The sequence below is a fragment of the Streptomyces sp. NPDC002643 genome (assembly GCF_053592555.1).
Genome location: NZ_JBSFVY010000002.1, coordinates 331,437 through 349,339 on the forward strand (window position 1 = coordinate 331,437; position 17,903 = coordinate 349,339).

Sequence of the window (17,903 nt, forward strand, 5' to 3'; positions counted from 1 at the left end):
GTTTCGGGCCCGGCGCCACACGTACCTGAGACCCCGAGAGAGAACACCGTGCCCCACCCCTTCACGCCGGTCGCCTCCGTGCCCGTGGACCCGAACACCGCCCGGGTGCACGAGGAGGGCTGGCAGTCGTGGAGCCCCAGCGGCTCCTACGCCCTCGGCGACGCCCCGTACCGCCCGACCAACGCCAACTGGGCGACCGTCTGCTACCGCCCCGGCCGCACCGTCCCCGCCGACACCTTCCAGGGCGAGGGCCTGCTCGCCCTCGACCCCGGCGACGGCGGCCCCGTACGGCTGTGGGCGGCGCCCGAGCCGACCGCCGAGGTCCCCTCGATCCGCCTCGTCGTCCGCGACGGCGTGGCGGAGGTGACCGCCGACGGCCCGGTGAAGGAGTGGACCGGCACCGACATCCAGTCCGTCCTCGCCGACTGGGCCGACGGCCTCGCCGTACCCGCGCCCCGCCCGGCGCCCACGGTCTGGTGCTCCTGGTACGAGTACTTCACCGAGGTCACCGAGGACGACATCCACGAGAACCTCCGTGCGATGGACACCCTCGACCTGCCCATCGACGTGGTCCAGATCGACGACGGCTACCAGAAGGCCCTCGGCGACTGGCTCACCCTCTCCGGCCGCTTCCGCTCCCGCGCGGGCATCTCCGAGGTGATCCGCGCCCGTGGCCGCCGCGCCGGCATCTGGACGGCCCCCTTCCTGGTCGACCCGGCGAGCACCCTGGCCGCCGAGCACCCCGAGTGGCTCGTCCGCGACGCGGACGGCGACGCCCCGCTGCACGCCGGCCGCAACTGGGGCCACGACCTGTACGTCCTGGACACCACCCACCCCGAGGCCGCCGCGTACCTCACCGAGGTCTACCGGACGCTCCTCTCCGAGGGCTACGACTACTTCAAGGTCGACTTCCTGTACGCGGGCGCGCTGGAGGGCGTACGGCACGCGGATGTGGACGCGCTCACCGCGTACCGCCAGGGGATCGAACTGATCCGCGACGCGATAGGCGAGGAGTCGTACCTCCTGGGCTGCGGCGCCCCGATCCTCCCCTCCATCGGGCTGTTCGACGCGATGCGGGTCAGCCCCGACACGGCACCGCACCGCCGTCCCGAGGCCGACGACTACAGCCAGCCCGGCCAGGACCCGGCGGAGTTCACGGGTGTGGGCCGGCAGTGGCAGCACGGCCGTCTCTGGGTGAACGACCCCGACTGCCTGATGGCCCGCCCGGCCGTGGAGACGCGGGAGCGGTGGGCCGCGCACGTGGAGGCGACCGGCGGCCTGATGGCCTCCAGCGACCGCCTTCTCTCCCTGGACACCTGGGGTGTGGACACGACCCGCCGTCTGCTCGGCGGAAACCCCGGAGGAACCGACCGATGAGCACCTCTCTGAACGTCCCCGGTATCGCCTACGGCGGCGACTACAACCCCGAGCAGTGGCCCGAGGAGGTCTGGGCCGAGGACGTACGCCTCATGCGCGAGGCGGGCGTCAACATGGTGAGCGTCAACATCTTCTCGTGGGCGTTCCTGGAGCCCAGGGAGGGCGAGTACGACTTCTCCCGCCTGGACAAGATCCTCGCCCTGCTCCACGAGAACGGCATCGCCGCCGACCTGGCGACCCCGACCGCCGCCCCGCCCGCGTGGTTCTTCCGGGCGCACCCGGAGGCGCTGCCGGTCGACAAGGACGGCCGCACCCTCTCGTACGGCAGCCGTCAGACGTTCTGCCCGTCGAGCCCGGCGTACCGCGAGGCGGCGCTGCGCATCGCCCGCGTCCTGGGCGAGCGCTACGCCGACCACCCCGCCGTCGTCATGTGGCACGTCCACAACGAGTACGGCTGCCACAACGGCGAGTGCTACTGCGACACCAGCGCGGCGGCGTTCCGGGTCTGGCTGCGCGCGAAGTACGGCGACGACCTGGCGGCGCTCAACGACGCCTGGGGCACGACGTTCTGGAGCCAGTGGTACTACGACTGGGACGAGATCATCCCGCCCCGGGCGACCGGCGCGGTCCCCAACCCGACGCACCAGCTGGACTGGCGCCGCTTCTGCAGCGACGCCCTGCTCTCCCTGCTGAAGGCGGAGCGCGAGATCCTGCGGGAGACGGCCCCGGCCACCCCCGCCACCACGAACTTCATGGTGATGTACAACTTCGACAAGCTGGACTACTGGCGCTGGGCCCCGGAGCTGGACATCGTCTCCAACGACCACTACCTCCAGTCCACGGACCCCGAGTCGGAGATCGACATCGCGCTCAGCGGCGATCTGGTCCGCTCGCTGGCGGGCCGCCCCTGGCTGCTGATGGAGCACTCCACGGGCGCGGTCAACTGGCAGCCGGTCAACCGCGCCAAGACCGCCGGCGAACTGCGCCGCAACGCCCTCTCCCATGTGGCCAGGGGCGCCGACGGCATCGCCTACTTCCAGTGGCGGGCCGCCAAGGCGGGCGCCGAGCAGTGGCACTCGGCGATGCTGCCCCACGCGGGCACCGACAGCCGGATCTGGCGGGACGTGGTCGCACTCGGCGCGGACCTGAAGGCGCTGGCGGAGGTGCGCGGCAGCGAGGGCGTGGCCGAGGTCGCCGTCGTCTGGGACTGGGACGCCTGGTGGGCGGTCGAACTCCCCTCCCAGCCGAGCGAGAAGCTCCGCTTCCAGGACCTGGTCCGCGCTTGGTACGAGCCGCTGTGGCGGGCCGGGGTGGCGGTGGACTTCGTACGCCCCGACGCCGATCTGTCCTCCTACAAGCTGGTGCTGGCGCCGAGCCTGTACCTGGTGGACGACGCGGGCGCGGCCAACCTGACGGGCTTCGCGCAGTCCGGCGGTACCCTCGCCGTGGGCTTCCACAGCGGGGCGGTCGACGAGAACTGCCATATCCGGCTGGGCGGTTACCCGGGAGCGTTCCGCGAGGCGCTGGGCGTTCGGACGGACGAGGTGTTCCCGCTGCTGCCGGGGGAGACCGTGGGCCTGAGCGGGGGCGGTACGGCTTCGCTGTGGTCGGAGCGGGTGGCCCTGGCGGGCGCCGAGCCGGTCGCCGCGTACACCTCCGGCCCGCTGACCGGCGTCCCGGCGGTGACCCGCAACGCGTACGGCTCGGGCACGACGTGGTACCTGGCCACGCGCCCCGACCCGGCGACGCTCGCGTCACTGCTGGACCGGCTCCGCTCGGAGGCGGGCGTGGACCCCGTGCGTGCGACTCCCCGGGGCGTGGAGGCGGTCCTGCGCCGGGGACCGGACGCCGACTACCTCTTCCTGATCAACCATGGGGACGAGGACGCCGAAGTCGCCGCCCACGGCACCGACCTGCTGACGGGCAAGGCGGCCGAGGGCGGCTCGGTGACGGTGGCCGCCGGGGACGTGGCGGTCGTACGGGAACCTCGCTGACGGCGATGTGAGGGGGCCGGTGACCGGGCGCATGTCCGATCGCCGGCCCCCTCCGCGCTCGACCCTCGGCGCTCACGCCTCCCCCTCCGCTCACGCACCCGAGCCAGGCCCTCCCCGCGCTCACGGTGCCGGGACCGCGGCCAGCAGGGCCGTGTCGTCGTCGACGCGGTCGGGGGTGGCCAGCATGCCGAGGGCCAGGCCGATGATCGCGTCCGGCGCGGGCGCGGCGTGCGGCGATGCCGGTGCGGGCAGGACGTCGCGGCAGATGCGGCGCAGGGCCGCGAGCCGGTCGTCGAGGCGCGTGGTGCGGTGCTCGACCAGGCCGTCGGTGAACAGCAGCAGCCCGGTGCCGGGCAGGAGCAGCGTCTCGTGGTCGGTGGCGTCACCACGGGCCACCCCGAGGGGCATGCCCGGGGCGAGGTCCAGGTATCCGGTCCTGCCGCCGGCCACCAGCAGCGGGGGCAGATGGCCCGCCGACGCGTAGCGCAGCCGACGGGCTCCGGGCTCGTAGACGGCGTACAGGCAGGTGGCGAAGCGGTCGCTGTCGAGGGCGGAGCAGTGCGCGTCGAGGCGGGCCAGCACCTCGCTCGGGGTGGGGCACTCCAGCGCGTAGGCGTGCAGGGCCGAGCGCAGACTGCCCATGAGGATGGCCGCGTCGACGTCGTGGCCCATGACGTCCCCGATGGCCAGCCCGACCGCGCCGTCCGGCAGTTGGATGACGTCGTACCAGTCGCCGCCCACCTCGGCGCCGAGGGCGCTGGCCCGGTAGTAGGACGCGGTGGTCATGCCCGGCACCTGGGGGAGAGCCTGGGGCAGCAGCGCGCGTTGCAGCGCGACGGCGAGGCGGCGCTCGTTCTGGTAGCGGGTGGCGTTGTCGTAGGCGACGGCGATCCGGCTGGTCACGGCCTGGAGGTAGGTGCGTTCGCCGTCGGAGTAGGGGCGGTGGCGGCGGGCCACGGCCAGGGCGCCCAGCATCCGTCCGCGCGAGGTCAGCGCCAGGGCCAGGAGCCGGCCGTCCGGGTCGCGGGGCGTGGGGCCCCCGCGCAGGACGCGGGCCACCGCGTCGGCCAGCCGGTCGTCGGTCGCGGAGCCGTGTCCCGAGGTGTACACCGCCGGGTCCGGTGACCCGTCCGGGGCGGGGCCCCGGGCGTCGCCGAGCACGTCGATACGGACCTCGTCGGCGAGCTGGGGGACGAGCAGTTCACCGGCCGTCTCCAGCACCTGCCCCGGTTCCAGGCTGCCGGACAGCCGCAGTCCCGCCTCGGCGAGGGTGGCCAGCGCGGTCGCGTGCTCACGGGTCTCGGACAGGATGCGGTCCCGCAGCCGCGACAGCTCCAGGTTGGCCCGTACACGGGCGAGCAGTTGGCGGGACGAGAAGGGTTTGGCCAGGTAGTCGTCGGCGCCCGCCTCGATGCCCTGGACGGCGGCCTCCTCACCGGCCCGGGCGGTGAGCATCACGATCGGCAGATGGGAGGTACGGGGGGCGTCCCGCAGCGCGCGGACCAGCTCGAAGCCGTCCATGCCGGGCATCATCGCGTCGGTCAGCACCAGGTCGTACGGGCCCTCGACGGCGGCCGCCAGCGCGGTCCGGCCGTCGGGCACGAGCCGCAGGTCGTACTCGGGGTGCAGCAGGTCGTAGAGGTACGCCCGCATGTCGCTGTTGTCGTCGGCGACGAGCAGCCGGGGGCGGGCACTCCGGCCGGGGACGCCGGGGCGGGTGGTCCCCTCGGCGTGGGGCCGAGGCTCGGCCCGGCCCTCCCGCTCGGCCCGCTCCACCCCCTCCCTGCGGGCCGCCCCCTCCCCGGCCGCCTCCTCCCCGTGGGCCACCTCCTCGGCGCAGGCCTCGCGCGCGGTGCGGGTCGGCCATCCGTGCGGGGCGGCCGGGCCGCGTGCCGCCTCGGCGTAGGCGGTGGCCCGGCGAGAGGGCCCGGCCGGCGTGCCGACGCGCTCGGGCCCTGTCCTCGGCGGCGGGGACAGATGGGCCGTGCCGAAGGGGATCTCCACCGTGAACGTGGTGCCCCGGCCCGGGCGGCTGCCGGCGGTGATGGTGCCACCGTGCTGCTGCACCAGGTCCTTGACCAGCGCGAGGCCGATACCGCTGCCCTCATGGGTGCGGGCGGGCGCCCCGTGCACCTGGTGGAAGCGTTCGAAGAGCCGGGGCAGTTCCTCCTCGGGCACCCCGATGCCCGTGTCCGACACCGTCAGCCGGGCGCGGTCGCCGACGGCCGACACGGCGACCCGGGCGCCGCCCGACGGCGTGAACTTCAGCGCGTTGCTGAGCAGATTGAGGACGATCTTCTCGTACATCTCCCGGTCGACGCAGACCGGCTGGGGCAGCGGCGGGCAGTCGACGTCCAGCGACAGGCCGGCCGTCTCGAAGGCGGAGCGGAACATCCCGGACAGCTCGGCGGTGGTGGCCGACAGATCGACGGGCTCGAAGTCGCCCTGCAGGGCCCCCGCCTCGGCGCGTGTGACATCGAGCAGGGTGTTGACCAGCTTCAGCAGCCGCAGGGCGTTGCGCTCGGCCAGCTCCAGCCGTCTGCGGGTCCCGGGCCGGTCCTCCTGCGCCAGCGCGTCCTGGACCGGACCGAGGAACAGGGTGAGCGGTGTGCGCAGCTCATGGCTGACGTTGGCGAAGAACATCGTCTTGGCCCGGTCCAGCTCCGTCAGCGCCTCGGCGCGTCGGCGCTGCTCCTCGTGCGCGAGCGCGGCCGAGAGGGCGGCGGTGACGGCGCGCGCGAGGATGTCGAGGAAGTCCCGGTAGCCGCCGGCCAGGGGAAGCAGCGGATTGATCCCGGCGACGAGGACGCCGCGTACCCGGTCGGGGTTGCTCAGCGGCAGGGCGAGCGCTTCCACGGGGGGCGCCTCGGCGGTGGACGCCTCGGCGTGAGGTGCCTCGGCGGGGGCGCCCGGCTCGCACAGGAAGGGCTCGGCGGGCAGGGTGACGGCGGTGCCGCCGGTGACCCGCGCGGCGACGTCCTCGGGCAGCCGGGCCCGGCTCCCGTGGGGCGGCGGCCGGCAGGTGGACGCGGCCAGGACGGGCTCTTCCGTCCCCGAGGCCAGATACAGGTGGGCGAACGGCACGTCGTCGCGGTAGCGGGCGAGCACGTCGGCGATCTTCCGCGCCACCTCGGCGGGGCCGGGCAGATCGGTGGTGTGGACGCCGATGTCGGCCAGCAGCCCGAGCCGCCGCTCGCCGAGCACCCGGCCGGTGGTCTCCGACACGAAGCACAGCACCCCGCCGACGGTCCCGTCGTCCATGAGCACCGGCTGGAAGGAGATGTCGAAGTACGTCTGCTCCACGAAGCCGTGGCGGATGAGGCGGAAGGGCCGGTCACGGACGACCAGTGCCTGACGCCGGTCGACGACGGACTGGAACATGGGCCCCGTGTAGTCGTCCCAGTTCTCCGGGAACAGCTGTCCGGCCGGGGCCCCGAGCGCGCCCGGGTGCTTGGAGCCGATGATCTCGGCGTAGCCCTGGTTGTAGAGCATCACGAAGCGGGGCCCCCAGAACAGCGCCATCGGCAGGTCGGAGGCCAGCACGACGCGCAGGTTCTCGACCAGCCGGTGCGGCCAGCCCGGGGTGGGACCGAGCACGGTCGCCGACCAGTCGGTCCCGGACAGCACCTCACCGAACGGCCCGCCCTGGGCGAAGGCCCGGACCGCCTCGTCTCCCTCTCCGTACGCGTCGCGCGGCGCGTACCCGTCGTCGTCGCCACGGTGCATCTGCCTCAGCCCTTCCTCACCGCCCGGGCAGGGCCTGCTCCGCCCAGATGGTCTTGCCGAGGGCCGTGTGGCGGGTGCCCCACGCCTGGGTCATCTGTGCGACCAGCATCAGGCCCCGGCCGCCCTCGTCGAAGGTGCGGGCCCGACGCAGGTGCGGGGCGGTGCTGCTGGCGTCGGACACCTCGCAGATGAGCGTGCGGTCGTTGATCAGCCGCAGCTGGATCGGCGGCTCGGCGTGCCGGATGGCGTTGGTGACCAGTTCGCTCACCACCAGCTCGGTGATGTACGTGGCGTCGTCCAGCCCCCACTCCGCGAGCCGGTCGGCGGCCAGCTTGCGGGCGTCGGCGACCATGGCCGGATCGGCGGGCACGTCCCAGGCGGTCACATGGTCGGCGTCGAGCGTGCGGGTACGGGCGACGAGCAGGGCGATGTCGTCCATGGGCCGATCGGACAGCATCGCGCCCAGCACCAGGTCGCACACACCGTCCAGGGAGGCGGCGGGCTGCGCGAGGGCATGGCACAGCAGATCGAGGCCGAGGTCGAGGTCGGGGTCGCGGGCCGTGATCAGCCCGTTGGTGTAGAGGGCGAGCAGACTGCCCTCCGGTACGTCGACCTCGACGGCCTCGAACGGCAGCCCACCGAGGCCCAGGGGCGGCCCGGCGGGCGCCTCCAGGAGGGTGACCGTTCCGTCGGGGCTCACCAGGGCGGGTGCCGGGTGCCCGGCGGTGGCCAGGGTGCAGCGGCCCGCGATCGGGTCGTACACGGCGTACAGGCAGGTCGCGCCGAGGTCTCCGTCGTCGTGCGGGGCGTCGTCCTCGCTGTCGTCGGCGTTGAGGTGGGAGACCAGGTCGTCGAGGTGGGTGAGGAGTTCGTCGGGCGGCAGATCGACATCGGCGAGGGTACGGACGGCGGTGCGCAGCCGGCCCATCGTCGCCGAGGCGTGCAGGCCGTGGCCGACCACGTCGCCGACGACCAGCGCGACCCTGGCGCCCGACAACGGGATCACGTCGAACCAGTCGCCGCCCACGCCGGCCGTGCCCCCGGCGGGCAGATAGCGGGAGGCGACGTCCACGGCCGCCTGGCGGGGCAGCCGCTGCGGCAGCAGGCTGCGCTGGAGGGTGACGGCGGTGGAGCGCTCACGGGTGTAGCGCCGGGCGTTGTCGACGCAGACGGCCGCCCGGGCGGTGATCTCCTCGGCCAGCAGCAGATCGTCCCGCTCGAACGCCTCGGGGCGCTGGTGGCGGATGAAGACGGCCACACCCAGGATGGTGCCCCGGGCCCGCAGCGGCACCATCATCACGGAGTGAATCCCGAACGTCCCGATCTGCTCCGCGCGGGCGCGGTCCCGGGCCGCCCAGGGCGCGAACCCGGGATCGGCCACCGCGAACAGCGCGCCCCTGCCCGAGTTCAGGCACTCCACCGGGGGCGAGTCCGCCGGGTAGACATCCGTCTCGCCCAGGCCGATCACGGACTCGGGAACGTCCGCGTACACGGACTGGTGGGCCACGCGCCGCAGTTCCATGGCGCCGTCCGCGGCCCCGAGGCGGCCGCCGGGCGTCGGTTCGGGACCGCTGTCGAGGGAGGCGAGCAGGTCGACGGTGACGAAGTCGGCGATGGCGGGGACGGCCACGTCCGCCAGTTCCCGCGCGGTCCGGGCCACGTCCAGGGTGGTCCCGATGCGGGCGCTGGCCTCGGTGATCAGCTGGAGCCGCCGGCGGGCCCAGTGCTGCTCCGTGATGTCGTGCGCGGAGAGGATGACACCGCGCGTCCGGTCGTCCCGGTCCTTGAGAGGGGCGAGGTAGCACGACCAGGCGTGCTCCCGGCTCTCCCCCTCGACCCTCAGGAAGTTCTCGATGTACTGCGGTTCGTCGGTCTCCAGCACCCGGGTCATGGCCCGCTCGGTCTTCTCCGCGTCCGCGTGCGGGACGATCTCGCTCACCCGCAGCCCGCGCATCTCGTCCTCGCTGAGAGCAGACGCCCGTTCCATGTCCGCGTTCGCGCGCCGCAGCCGCAGACCGGTGTCGTAGAGCGCCATCGTGCAGCACGGAGTCTGGGCGAAGGCCCACCTGGTCAGACGGTCGTCCAGGTGGTCCGGGTCCGTTCCGGTGAGGGCGGAGACCACCAGCCAGTCGCCCTGCCCGTCGCCGGTCGTCCGGTGGTGGGCGAGGACCGCCACCTCCAGCCGCCGGCCGTCCCGGTGCCGCAGCGCCACCCGGCCGTTCCAGCGCGACCGCGCCGCGAGGGAGGGCAGGTCCATGTCGACTCCGTCGGAGAGCAGGACGGCGCCGGCGCGGCCGACGATCTCCGTCGCGCCGTAGCCGAGCAGCCGCTCGGCTCCCGTGCTCCAGCCCGTCACGGTGCCCTGCTCGTCGAGTGTCACCCTGGCCGTCGCCGCCTCGTCGATGGCGCCCGTCGAGGGCAACCATCGACGGGCACCATCATCGGTCCGCGTCTTCCCCATGTGCCTCATCCCGTCCTCGGAGACGTGGCCGCCCTGTCAAGTATGACGCAATCGAGTTATTTCATGACATGTGCCTACGTGGGGCGCGAACGGGCACGGAAAGGGCACGGCGCTCTCTCAGCCGCACCGTGCCCCGGGCCCGCGGACCTACCCGGACCTACCCGAACCCCCGGTCACGCCGAGTTCGTCACCAGCGGCGGAAGCGCCCCCGTCTTCGCCGCCTGCGCGTACCAGTACGCACTCGACTTCGGCGTACGAGCCAGCGTCCCGTAGTCCACGTACACCGCCCCGAACCGCTTCCCGTACCCGTACGCCCACTCGAAGTTGTCCATCAACGACCAGAGGTAGTACCCGCGGACATCCGCCCCCTCGGCGATCGCCCGCCGCACCGCCCGCAGATGGCCGTGCAGATACGCGATCCGCTCCGGGTCGTGGACGCGGCCGTCGGCGTCCATCTTGTCGTCGTACGCCGCCCCGTTCTCGGTGATGTACATCGGCAGCCCGGGGGTCTCCCGCGCGTACCGCATGATCAGCTCGTGCAGGCCCGTCGGGTCGATCGTCCACCCCATCTCCGTACGGTCGCCCGGCGTCTGGTGGAACAGCACGTCGTCCGCGCCCGGCCACGGGGAGTGCTCGCTCGCGCCGTGACCGTCCGCGCGCGGGCCCTTCAGGTCGGCGTCCGCCGCGCCCACCAGCGTCGGCGTGTAGTAGTTCAACCCCAGCGCGTCCAACGGCTGGTTCGCCGTCGCCACATCGCCGTCCTGGACGAACGACCAGTCCGTCAGCGACGCCGTCGCCGCGAACAGCGACTCCGGATACGCCCCGTGCAGCATCGGCCCGTGGAAGACACCGTTCGCGAGGTCGTCGATCTTCCGAGCCGCCGCCAGATCCGCCGGGGAGTCCGAAATCGGCCGTACGACCGACGAGTTCAGGCTCACGGCCACACTGTTGCGCGCCGGCATCACCGACCTCAGCGCCGCCACCCCCAGCCCGTGCGCCACGTTCAGATGGTGCGCCGCGCGCAGCGACGCCACCGGGTCGGTTCGGCCCGGCGCGTGCACCCCGGAGCCGTAGCCCAGGAACGCCGTGCACCACGGCTCGTTCAGCGTGATCCACTGCTCGACCCGGTCGCCCAGCGCCTCGCCCACGATCCGCGCGTACTCGGCGAAACGGTGCACGATGTCCCGCTCGGGCCAGCCGCCCGCGTCCTCCAACTCCTGCGGCAGATCCCAGTGGTAGAGGGTCACGGCCGGCTTGATGCCCTTCTCCAGCAGCTCGTCCACCAGACGCCGGTAGAAGTCCAGACCCCGCTGGATCGCCGGACCCCGGCCCGTCGGCTGGACGCGCGACCAGGAGATCGAGAAGCGGTACGAGGTGAGGCCCAGGTCGGCCATCATCGCCACGTCGTCGCGGTAGCGGTGGTAGTGGTCGACAGCGATGTCACCGGTCTCGCCACCGGCGGTCTTCCCCGGCGTATGGCTGAAGGTGTCCCAGATGGAGGGCGTACGGCCGTCCTCCCGCACCGCGCCCTCGATCTGGTAGGCGGAGGTGGCCGCGCCCCAGAGGAAGGCGGGAGGAAAGGTCACCGGCGTGGTGGGCTCAGGCATGGAAGCGCTCCCATTGGTGGTCGGGTAGACCGACGGAGGTGGGTGGGGGGAAAGAGAACAGCGGGAGGAAGAGGGGCCGGGGCGGCGGTGACCCGGCCCCCGAGAACGAACCGCGGTGGGCCTCAGCCCTTCACCGCCCCCTGCATGATGCCCCCCACGATCTGCTTGCCGAAGACCGCGAAGACCAGCAGCAGCGGGAGGGTGCTCAGCAGGGCGCCCGCCATGATCAGGGCCTGGTCGGGGGTGTAACCGCGGCCGAGGCCGGCGACCGCGACCTGGACGGTCGGGTTGCCCAACTGGGTCAGGACGAGGAACGGCCACAGGAAGTCGTTCCAGGTCTGGACGAACATCAGCATGCCGAGCACGGCCATGGCCGGACGCGCGGCCGGGAAGACCACATGCCAGACGACCCGCCAACTGCTCGCGCCGTCCACCCGCGCCGCCTCGATGATCTCGTCCGGCAGCGCCTGGAGCAGATACTGCCGCATGAAGAACACACCGAACGCGCTGACCAGCGACGGCAGGATCACCGCCTGCAGCTGATCCGTCCAGTCCAGCTCGGCGACCAGCATGTACAGCGGGATCACCTGGAGCTGCGGCGGCACCATCATCGTGCCGATCACGATCAGCATCAGGGCGTTACGGCCCCTGAAGCGCAGCTTCGCGAAGGCGAAACCGGCGATCGTGGACAGGAACACGATCGTCAGGGACGAAATGCCCGCCACGATCGTCGTGTTGAGGAACGCCTCGCCCAGATTGGCGTCCTTCCAGGCCACTTCGATCTTGTCGAAGAGGTTGGCGCCGAACCAGAACGGCGGCGGTGTCTCCGCCAGCCGCGCGTTGTCCCGGGAGGCGGCGACCGCCGTCCAGAACAACGGGAAGATCGACACCAGGGCGAAGATGATCAGGATGGCGTACGCGAGGGGCCCGGCGTGGTGCTGGCCGCCCGCCCGCGCCGCCTTGGAGCCGAACCTGCGTCGCCCGTCCTTGGGCGGCTCCGGCGGCACGGCATCGACCGGGGCTTTGTTGATTGTCGTCGTCACGGCCGGTCTCCTAACCACTGGCGCGCAGCCGGCGCGAGATGACGTAGTTGACGATCCCGATCACGATGAGGATCAGGAACATCGTCCAGGCGATGGCGGAGGCACGGCCCAGGTGGTGGTTCACCCACCCCTGCTCGTACATGTACAGGCCGAGCGTCTGGAACTGGTGCTGGGGACCGCCGGAGGCACCCTTGTTGGTGTCGAACATCAGGGGCTCGGCGAAGAGTTGCGAGGCACCGATGGTCGACACCACACAGGTGAACAGGATCGTCGGGCGCAGCGACGGCAGCGTGACATGCAGGAACTGCTTCCAGCGGCTGGCGCCGTCGAGGGCCGCCGACTCGTACAGGTCCTGCGGGATCGCCTGCATCGCGGCCAGATAGATCAGCGCGTTGTAGCCGGTCCAGCGCCAGATGACGATCGAGGACACGGCGATCTGCGCGTACCACTTGTCGTTCTGCCAGTCGATGCCGTCGACACCGATCAGACCGAGGAACCAGTTGATCATCCCGTAGTCGCGGCCGAACAGCAGCACGAAGACGAGCGTCGCCGCGGCGATCGACGTGGCGTACGGCGCGAGCATCACGACCCGGAAGAACGACGAGGCGCGCAGCTTGTAGTTGAGGAGATGGGCGATGCCCAGCGCCATCATCAGCTGCGGGACGGTCGAGATGATCCCGATGGTGAAGGTGTTCTTCGCGGCGTTCCAGTAGAACTCGTCGTCGAAGATCCGCGTGTAGTTGCGCAGCCCCGCCCACTCCATGTCCGTCGGCGCGGTCAGCTCCACCGTGTGCAGCGAGGCCCACGCCGTGTAGATCAGCGGGAACAGACCGAACGCCACGAAGAGGAGGAAGAACGGGGAGACGAACGCGTACGGGCTCCAGCGCACGTCACGCTGCCAGCGCCGGGACAGCCGGGCCCGTTTCCGAAGCGTCTGGGGAGACTCGGCGGGCGGACCGGCCGGGGCCGCGCCCCCCTCCTTCACGGGGGGCGCGGCGGCGGTGTCGTGCCTGGATGCCATTCCGGTCACCTGATATCTCCGAGTCGACGGCCTGGAGAGCGGAGACGGGGTGCCGTCCACACGATCGGGTGAACGGTGCTTGATGCGTTGCGAGAACCAAGCATGCGGCTAGATCCTTGGTGTTGTTGTAGACCGGGCTGGTTCCAACCCGGCTGGTGTTGATCGCGTAGGACTCGATCGCTTGCTGAGCGGCCGAGCGGCGTGAGCCAGGAATCCCTCTGCTCCGGCTGGGGGAGGGGTCATTGCTCCAGGTTGTTGTCGATGGTCTTGGTGGCGTTGGTCCAAGCCTCCTCAGGAGACTTGCCCTGCGTCACCAAGATGACCCCGTTGTCCGTCAGACCCTGCTGGATGATCTGGTCCTTCGGGCCGACCACCTGGACCGGGAGTTCCGCGGCCAGCGGCGCGTAGATCTGGCCGATCGGGGCGTCACCGGTCATCTTGTTCTTGGCGTCCTTCACCAGCGGCAGATCGTAGGCGGCCTGCGCGCTCGGGAAGCTGCCGCGCTTGGAGAAGAGCTTCGCCTGCTGCTCGGGTGCGGTCAGCCAGGCGGCGAGCTTCGCGGCCTCCTCGGCGTTCTTGCCCGACTTCGGCACGCTGAGGAAGGAGCCGCCCCAGTTGGCGGCCTTCGGCGGCGCGGCCACGTCCCACTTGCCGGCGGCCTCCGGCTTGGACTTGCTCTCGATGTAGCCGAGCATCCACGGCGGGCAGGCCATCGCGGCGAACTTGCTGTTGGCGATGGTCGTGTCCCAGGCGGGCTGGAACTGCGTCTGGTTGCCGATGAGCCCGGCCTCGGCGGCCTCGGCGGTCAGGTCGAACGCGTTCTTGATCGCCGGGTTCGTCTTGTAGATGACCTCGCCGGAGGCGCTGTAGAACCGCTCCTTCTCACTGCCCATGATGGCGTTGAGCAGACCACCGGGGGAGTCCATGAAGGTGGTGCCCTCGGGCGCCTTCGCCTTGTAGTCCTTGCCGACGTCGACGAGCTTGCTCCAGTCACCGGCCCACAGCTTCCCGACCTCCTCGCGATCGGTCGGCAGCCCGGCGGCCTCGAACAGGTCCTTCCGGTAGCAGATGGCCATCGGCCCGACGTCGGTGCCGAGCCCCACCGTCGCTCCGGCCTCCGTGGACCCCTGCTCCCACTTCCAGGGCAGGTAGTCGCTCTCCTTGCCGTACTTCGACAGGTCGACGAACTTGTCGCCGTACTTCTCGACGACCTCGGCGATGTTGCCGACCTCGATGCCCTGGATGTCCTGCAGACCGCTGCTGGTCGTGAGGTGGTTGACGAGCGCGGGGTAGTAGTTCTCGTTCCGCTCGGTCACGGTCTGCTGGATGTCGATGTCCGGGTTCAGCTTCTCGTACTCGTCGTAGAGCCCGGCCTCCTCGAAGCCGAAGCTGCCGAAGAGCCCCAGGGTGATCTTGGTCTTGCCGCCGCCCTCGCTCGTCGACGAGCCCTCCTCGTCCTTGCCGTCGTCGGCACAGCCGGCCAGCAGCCCGGCGCCCAACGCGGCGACGGCCGCGATGACCACCGTCTTTCGCGTCCTGCGGGCGATACGGGTGCCCCCGTCCGACCGAGATCGGGAGTGGGGGAGGGTACGTGCTCGCATTGCGTCCTCCTGATGCCCTGACGTGCCGACCCCCCGGCCAACTGCGTTGTTGGGCCCGTTAGTTCAAGCTGCGGCTCGGGCGGGGAACGTGCGGGATGTGTAAGTGCCAGGTACTGTGGGAGCGCTCCCACAAGTGATGTGTTGAAGAGTCGTCGGTTCATGCGGGGGTGTCAAGGGACCGGACGACGAGATCTGGCTTCGGTTATCGGGCTGTTAACTACGGGGTGGGGCGGGGCCGTGGGGGTGGGCCGGAGCGGTGTGGCGGCCACCGGTTTGCTGCCGTACTCGCCTGCCCGGCCCGCCGCCCGGTGGCGGGAGAAGATCTCAAACGAGCTCTTGGTGAACCTCTCGGTGAAGTTCTCGGGCGTCGTACGAGGATCAGGACTGTTAGATTCCACGCCAGCGCGGTGTGAACGGGAGGCGACCATGGTGGCAGGCCACGGAGCACGGGGCCGGAGCGGCCGGCGGCCGACGCTGGAGGAGGTCGCCGCACGGGCCGGGGTCGGCCGGGGCACGGTGTCCCGGGTGATCAACGGCTCACCGAGGGTCAGCGACGCGACCCGCGCGGCAGTGGAGGCGGCGGTCGCTGAGCTCGGTTATGTCCCGAACACGGCGGCGCGGGCGCTCGCGGCGAACCGCACCGACGCGATCGCGATGGTCGTCCCCGAGCCGGAGACGCGCTTCTTCGCGGAGCCGTACTTCTCGGACATGCTGAAGGGCGTGGGCGCGCAGCTGTCGGACACGGAGATGCAGCTGCTGCTGATCTTCGCGGGCAGCGACCGGGAGCGGCAGCGCCTGGCCCAGTACCTGGCGGCCCACCGCGTGGACGGCGTACTCCTGGTGTCGGTCCACGCACACGACCCGTTGCCCGATTTGCTGGCGCAGCTGGAAATCCCGGCGGTGATCAGCGGTCCGCGCTCGGAGCGGGAGACGCTGCCGTCGGTGGACTCGGACAACTACGGCGGCGGCCGCTCGGCGGTGGAACACCTGATCGCCCGGGGCCGCGCCCGTATCGCCACGATCACCGGCCGTCTGGATGTGTACGGCGCCCAGCGGCGGATAGAGGGCTACCGCGAGGCGCTGGAGGACGCGGGCCGCGAGGTCGACGAGAGTCTGATCGTCCCCGGCGACTTCACGGAGGAGGGCGGCCGGCGGGCGATGCGGGAGCTGTTGGACCGCTGCCCGGACCTGGACGCGGTCTTCGCCGAGTCGGACGTCATGGCGGCGGGCGCCCGCCAGGTCCTCCGCGAGGCGGGCCGCCGCATACCGGACGACGTCGCGCTGGTCGGCTACGACGACTCGGCCATCGCCCGCCATATGGACCCACCCCTGACCAGCGTCCGCCAGCCGATCGAGGAAATGGGCCGAGCGATGATCGACCTGCTCCTCGACGAGATCGCGGACCGCCGCCCAGCGGCGTCCCGAGGCCTGGAACGACGCCAGGTGGTGCTGCCCACGGAACTGGTGGCCAGGGATTCTTCCTGACGGGTGATGTTGGCGATGTGCGCTTTATTTGTACAAGCCCATCATGGAGGTGGTCGCGGTGACCGTAACCCAGATTGATCTTGATGACGAGGCGCTCGCTGAGGCGATGCGCCTGATGGGGGCCACGACGAAGAAGGACACCGTGAACACGGCCCTGCGGGACTACGTGGCCCGCGTCAAGCGGCTAGAGGCCGCGGAGAAGCTGGCTGCCCGAGGCGCGCGTGGTGAGTTCGACGCCGCTGCGGCGGCCCATGAGGCAGCCAAGCGTGCGCGCCGGGCGGCCTTCGAGTGATCACGTACCTCCTGGACGCATCGGCTTTGTGGCATTTCTTCCGCACCCCCGGGGTGCTGCGGGCCTGGGAAGTCCACATTGCCGCAGGAGCTTTCCATATCTGCGAGCCCACACGTACCGAGTTCCTGTACTCCGCCACCGGCCCTGCTCACCGCGACGAGATGGAGGAGGAGTTGGACGCCCTGTGCCATCTGTCGCCAGTTCCGAAGGGCGCGTGGCGCTGGGTCGAAACGGCACAGTACAAGCTCACCCAGCACGGGCAGCATCGTGCTGCGGGCGCCATCGACCTCCTGGTCTGCGCCACAGCCCTCCACCACGACCACACCGTCCTCCATGTGGACAACGACTTCGCCGCGGTGGCCGCCGTGCTGAAGGAAGTGGACCAGCGGGACGCGCGTGGCTGAGGGCGGGAGCGGAAGCACCGGCGAGCACTCGTTGCTGTCGGTGGACCGGATCGAGGGGCGCTCGGTGCGGGCGTACCTCGACGTGGTCGGTGAGGTGTTCCGGGTGTTCGGCAAGCAGGACTCGGGATGTCTGTCGTACGGGGTGCGGTTGCCGGGCAGCGGGGAGCGGTGGTTTGTGAAGACCGCCGTCACCGGGGCGGGGCGGGAGGCCATGGAGCGGGGCTGGGCGTTTCACCGGGCCGTACGGCATCCGGTGATCGTGCCGCAGACGCACCGGATCGAGGTACGGCACAACGGCGGCAGCCTGGCCGTGGTCATGCCCTGGCGGGACGGGGAGGTGCTGTACCACCCGGGGGAGCGCGGCACCGGGGATCGCACGGCCGCCAAAAGCCCCATGTCCCGCTTCCGCGCCCTCCCCCTGCCTCGCGTCGAGGCGGCCTTCGCCCGCGTCCTCGAAGCCCACCTCGCCGTCGAGGCCGCCGGCCACGTCGCCGTGGACCTCTACGACGGGGCCATGCTGTACGACTTCACGGCTCACGAACTGCACCTGGTCGACCTGGACGAGTACCGCCCCGGCCCCTTCACCCTGCGCACCGAACGCCTCCCGGGCTCACGGCGGTTCATGGCCCCGGAGGAGTTCCGCCGCGGCGCCGTCATCGACATCCGGACGACCGTGTACGCACTGGGCCGGGCCGCTCGGCTGCTGCTGGACGCGGGCGACGAGGAGCGCGCCTGGCGCGGCACACCGGCCCAACTGGCCGTCCTGGCACGGGCCACCCACCCCGGACCGCCTGAACGCTTCGCGAGCGTAAGGGAGTTCGCGGACGCCTGGCGGCACGCCGTGGAGGCCGGGACATCGGCGCCGTAGCGCGTGGCACTCGCAGGGGACCCG

General features: G+C 71.4%; 12 protein-coding genes. 6 read left to right on the top strand and 6 right to left on the bottom strand.

Annotated elements, in window-relative coordinates; all coding sequences use genetic code 11:
• Window positions 1-48: 48 nt before the first annotated feature.
• Both ACWD4G_RS04180 and ACWD4G_RS04185 read left to right on the top strand, forming a co-directional pair.
• Window positions 49-1,377 carry a glycoside hydrolase family 36 protein gene (locus ACWD4G_RS04180; protein WP_451290632.1) on the top strand — a complete coding sequence of 443 codons (1,329 nt, stop codon included), beginning with the start codon at window positions 49-51 and terminating at the stop codon, window positions 1,375-1,377.
• A complete protein-coding gene (locus ACWD4G_RS04185) occupies window positions 1,374-3,371 on the top strand; it encodes a beta-galactosidase (protein ID WP_451290633.1) in 1,998 nt (665 codons plus the stop codon). Before ACWD4G_RS04180 ends, ACWD4G_RS04185 begins: the two co-directional genes overlap by 4 nt.
• Window positions 3,372-3,491: 120 nt before the next feature.
• Here the strand turns inward: ACWD4G_RS04185 and ACWD4G_RS04190 are convergent, their stop codons facing one another.
• The 6 genes from ACWD4G_RS04190 to ACWD4G_RS04215 form a co-directional block, all read right to left on the bottom strand.
• On the bottom strand, window positions 3,492-7,097 hold the full coding sequence (locus ACWD4G_RS04190) for a SpoIIE family protein phosphatase (protein WP_451290634.1): 3,606 nt from the start codon (window positions 7,095-7,097) through the stop codon (window positions 3,492-3,494).
• Between the two features lie 16 nt (window positions 7,098-7,113).
• Window positions 7,114-9,558: a SpoIIE family protein phosphatase gene (locus tag ACWD4G_RS04195; protein WP_451290635.1), complete on the bottom strand. Its 2,445-nt coding sequence runs from the start codon at window positions 9,556-9,558 to the stop codon at window positions 7,114-7,116.
• Window positions 9,559-9,731: 173 nt separating this feature from the next.
• Window positions 9,732-11,165 carry a GH1 family beta-glucosidase gene (locus ACWD4G_RS04200; protein ID WP_451290636.1) on the bottom strand — a complete coding sequence of 478 codons (1,434 nt, stop codon included), beginning with the start codon at window positions 11,163-11,165 and terminating at the stop codon, window positions 9,732-9,734.
• A gap of 122 nt (window positions 11,166-11,287) precedes the next feature.
• A complete protein-coding gene (locus ACWD4G_RS04205) occupies window positions 11,288-12,208 on the bottom strand; it encodes a carbohydrate ABC transporter permease (RefSeq protein ID WP_451290637.1) in 921 nt (306 codons plus the stop codon).
• Between the two features lie 10 nt (window positions 12,209-12,218).
• Window positions 12,219-13,229 carry a carbohydrate ABC transporter permease gene (locus ACWD4G_RS04210; protein ID WP_451290638.1) on the bottom strand — a complete coding sequence of 337 codons (1,011 nt, stop codon included), beginning with the start codon at window positions 13,227-13,229 and terminating at the stop codon, window positions 12,219-12,221.
• A gap of 239 nt (window positions 13,230-13,468) precedes the next feature.
• Window positions 13,469-14,830 carry an ABC transporter substrate-binding protein gene (locus ACWD4G_RS04215; RefSeq protein WP_451290639.1) on the bottom strand — a complete coding sequence of 454 codons (1,362 nt, stop codon included), beginning with the start codon at window positions 14,828-14,830 and terminating at the stop codon, window positions 13,469-13,471.
• Between the two features lie 429 nt (window positions 14,831-15,259).
• Between ACWD4G_RS04215 and ACWD4G_RS04220 the strand changes: the two genes are divergently transcribed.
• Genes ACWD4G_RS04220 through ACWD4G_RS04235 form a run of 4 tightly spaced genes read left to right on the top strand, consistent with a single transcriptional unit; the run spans window position 15,260 to window position 17,879 of the window.
• On the top strand, window positions 15,260-16,315 hold the full coding sequence (locus tag ACWD4G_RS04220) for a LacI family DNA-binding transcriptional regulator (RefSeq protein ID WP_451290766.1): 1,056 nt from the start codon (window positions 15,260-15,262) through the stop codon (window positions 16,313-16,315).
• Between the two features lie 58 nt (window positions 16,316-16,373).
• Window positions 16,374-16,607 carry a type II toxin-antitoxin system VapB family antitoxin gene (locus tag ACWD4G_RS04225; RefSeq protein ID WP_451290767.1) on the top strand — a complete coding sequence of 78 codons (234 nt, stop codon included), beginning with the start codon at window positions 16,374-16,376 and terminating at the stop codon, window positions 16,605-16,607.
• Entirely contained in the window at window positions 16,604-17,011 is a 408-nt protein-coding gene (locus tag ACWD4G_RS04230; protein ID WP_451290640.1) for a PIN domain-containing protein, read from the top strand. The genes ACWD4G_RS04225 and ACWD4G_RS04230 overlap by 4 nt, the downstream gene beginning before the upstream one ends.
• A complete protein-coding gene (locus ACWD4G_RS04235; protein WP_451290641.1) occupies window positions 17,004-17,879 on the top strand; it encodes a serine/threonine protein kinase in 876 nt (291 codons plus the stop codon). Before ACWD4G_RS04230 ends, ACWD4G_RS04235 begins: the two co-directional genes overlap by 8 nt.
• The last annotated feature ends 24 nt before the right edge of the window (window positions 17,880-17,903 follow it).

What these genes read in the sequence shown, in the direction of transcription:
- ACWD4G_RS04200 (WP_451290636.1), bottom strand. Translation starts at nt 11,165, where the DNA reads ATGCCTGAGCCCACCACGCCGGTGACCTTTCCTCCCGCCTTCCTCTGG.
- ACWD4G_RS04190 (WP_451290634.1), bottom strand. Translation starts at nt 7,097, where the DNA reads ATGCACCGTGGCGACGACGACGGGTACGCGCCGCGCGACGCGTACGGA.
- ACWD4G_RS04195 (WP_451290635.1), bottom strand. Translation starts at nt 9,558, where the DNA reads ATGGGGAAGACGCGGACCGATGATGGTGCCCGTCGATGGTTGCCCTCG.
- ACWD4G_RS04210 (WP_451290638.1), bottom strand. Translation starts at nt 13,229, where the DNA reads ATGGCATCCAGGCACGACACCGCCGCCGCGCCCCCCGTGAAGGAGGGG.
- ACWD4G_RS04185 (WP_451290633.1), top strand. Translation starts at nt 1,374, where the DNA reads ATGAGCACCTCTCTGAACGTCCCCGGTATCGCCTACGGCGGCGACTAC.
- ACWD4G_RS04215 (WP_451290639.1), bottom strand. Translation starts at nt 14,830, where the DNA reads ATGCGAGCACGTACCCTCCCCCACTCCCGATCTCGGTCGGACGGGGGC.